At 50.9% G+C, this 3,068-nt stretch carries 2 protein-coding genes; both read left to right on the top strand.

Annotation, left to right across the window (positions count from 1 at the left end):
* Positions 1-102 precede the first annotated feature (102 nt).
* Positions 103-1,353: an ammonium transporter gene (locus KDK19_RS19960; RefSeq protein ID WP_257275060.1), complete on the top strand. Its 1,251-nt coding sequence runs from the start codon at positions 103-105 to the stop codon at positions 1,351-1,353.
* Positions 1,354-1,867: 514 nt separating this feature from the next.
* Positions 1,868-3,068, top strand: a 1,201-nt coding sequence (locus KDK19_RS19955; RefSeq protein ID WP_257292717.1) for a WD40 repeat domain-containing protein, incomplete at its 3' end; no start/stop codon positions are given.

The following is a 3,068-nucleotide window of genomic DNA, read 5'->3' as shown; positions in this document are numbered from 1 at the left end:
TTTTTAGACCAATTTATTGCAACCGCAGTAGGACAGCCTTAAGTCCGACAGGCTGTTAGCAAAAGACTACTCATTCTGCTGAACTTTTTTGGGAGGAGCCCTGTGGAAAATCTGGCTCAAGTGTCGTACGCACTCGATACTTTCTACTTTCTGATGTCCGGTGCGCTGGTAATGTGGATGGCCGCCGGTTTTGCCATGCTCGAAGCTGGTCTGGTCCGTTCTAAAAACACGGTTGAGATTCTGACCAAAAACATCGCACTGTTTGCGATTGCCTGCACCATGTACCTGCTTTGTGGTTACGCTATTATGTACCCCGGGGCTAATGAGGGCGGTATCCTGCCGGTTCTGGGTTCGTTGATCGGTACTGAAAACACGGTTGAAGCCGTGACTGCAGGTGGCGATGATGCGCCATACTATTCTGCACGTTCAGACTTCTTCTTCCAGGTGGTCTTCGTTGCGACTGCAATGTCCATCGTTTCCGGTGCGGTTGCCGAGCGCATGAAGCTCTGGTCTTTCCTGCTGTTTGCGGTCTTTATGACTGGCTTCATCTATCCCGTACAAGGTTTCTGGAAATGGGGTGGTGGATTCCTGAACGAAGCAAACTTCCAGGACTTCGCAGGTTCCGGTGTTGTTCACATGGCCGGTGCTGCTGCGGCTCTGGCAGGTGTTCTGCTGCTGGGTGCCCGTAAAGGCAAATACGGTAAAGACGGTGCTGTTAACGCAATCCCGGGTGCCAATCTGCCTCTCGCTACTCTGGGTACCTTTATTCTGTGGCTGGGATGGTTCGGCTTCAATGGCGGTTCTCAGTTGAAGCTGTCTGACGTTGAAAACGCGAACGCTGTCGCCCAGATTTTTGTCAACACCAATGCTGGTGCTGCGGGTGGTGTCATTGCTGCCCTGATTGTAGCTCGCATCCTGTTCGGCAAGGCTGACCTGACTATGGCCCTGAACGGTGCTCTTGCCGGCCTGGTATCCATCACAGCTGAGCCCCTGACACCGACTGCAGTATCTGCCACTCTGATTGGTGGTGTCGGTGGTGCTTTGGTTGTCTTCGCCATTCTGGCTCTGGACAAGCTACGCATTGACGATCCAGTGGGTGCCATCTCTGTACACGGTGTTGTAGGAATCTGGGGTCTGCTGGCAGTACCTTTGACCAACGACGGTGCGACTTTCAGCGCTCAGCTGTTGGGCATTGCCTCCATCTTCGCCTGGGTATTCATCGCTTCCCTGATCGTCTGGGCTGTTATCAAGCAGATACTCGGTCTGCGTATCACTGAAGAAGAAGAGTATGAAGGTGCTGACCTGACGGAATGCGGCATGGAAGCTTACCCTGAGTTTATGGGTAAACAGTAACAAGAAGTAGGTGATTAAAAAGAGCTGTCGCCGCGTGCATGACCTGACATATAACTTTTAGCGATGACATAAAGCGACAACTCTTCCAAACGAGACCTCGGCAACAATACTTCAAGTTTTGTGTGACCGGGGTTTTTTTATGTGCCAAAGAACACTTGAGCTGAGACAGTAAAAAAGGGACGCCGGATTAAACGGCTTCTGTCTACTGATCTTTTTCAGAACTCACATACCCGTCAGAACTGTGTCGACGCGTCCGACTATAATCAATTTCAATATATTCAAACATCGCCTGATGCATCTGCTCCCCCGTTCATCATAGGCGTATAAACCTGTGTTTCTACTTTCAAAGAATGACAGCAGCTTTCAACTCGGGCATTAGTTCAGCAATCACCTTTACGACTCTTACTTTGCTCTCATTCATCTTTGCAGAGGATGTTTCTGAAGGTTTTTGAGCTATACCGGTTTCCTCGACCACGAAGTCAAGTGTCTAAAGACAGAACTCTGGAGAATGGCAATGGGCATTGCAAAGAGCTGGTCTATTGCGGGTTTGTTTACCTTATTGGCAGCAAGCTGTATGCAGACAGTAGCTCAAACGGCTGTTACTGCCCGGCCAACAATGCAACCTCCACTGATCCACGAGATTAATATAGATCCGAACATGTTGCCGGTAACGGTTGCTCCAACACCCACAGGAGGCGTTGCCCCACCAAGCCATTGTGGGCCCCACAGGGTTATGAGTGTCTCATGGAATATGAACAGTACGCTCATGGCTGTGGGAATGGGTTCCGGCAGTGGCACTTCCGGATGTCCTTTTTCAGGCCCCGTACAAATCTTTGATATGAGTGACCCGGTGAGGCCCAGACTCCTGCACACCTTTCACGATGCTAAAAACTGGGTGAGGAATGTTGCCTTCAATCACGACGGTACCCGACTGGCAGTCGGGGGGGATGAGAATGAGGTCAGGATTTATGACCCAGTGAACCTGTCCACTCCCCTTGCCACCCTGTCCGATGCGACAAGCCCGATACGCAGCGTTAAATATGATCACGGCGGCACTCAGCTGGCAGTCGGAGCACAAGATAATAAGCTCAGGATTTATGACCCAAGGAACCTGTCCATTAGTCCGACAATTCTGACCGACGCAGCAGGTTGGGTAATGGACATTGACTACAACCCCGACGACACCGAACTGGCAATAGTATCGAGAGACTACAGGCTCAGGGTTTATGAGCCGAGGGATCTGTCCAATGCCCCGCAAGCTGTGATCACTTATCTTGATCAAATGCGGAGCGTTAAATTCAACCACGACGGCACACTGCTGGCAACTGGGGGAAGAGATCTTAGATCCAGGGAAAACAGGGTTGTAGTTTATGACATAAATAACCTGGCCAGCACGAAATATACTCTGTTGGGTGCGACAAACACGGTCATGAGCATTGACTTCAATCACGACAGCACCCGACTCGCCGCTGGGTCGGCTGATCAGAAGGTTAGAATATATGACATGTTGAATCCACCCGGCGTTCTGTACACCCTCTCTGATGCGACAGATGTTGTACGGAGCGTTAACTACAACCACGACGGCACCCTGCTGGCAGTCGGGGCGGAGGATGGAAAGGTCAGGATTTATCGGGTCGCTGCAAGAGTGTCAGCGACAACATCGTCATCTGCACGTCTCTCAACCAGTCAACTCATCACTGCTTCGTCATCTGCAC

The organism is Endozoicomonas sp. ONNA1 (genome assembly GCF_024606325.1).
Classification (GTDB): Bacteria; Pseudomonadota; Gammaproteobacteria; order Pseudomonadales; family Endozoicomonadaceae; genus Endozoicomonas_A.
This window is presented reverse-complemented; position numbering and strand designations above follow the sequence as displayed.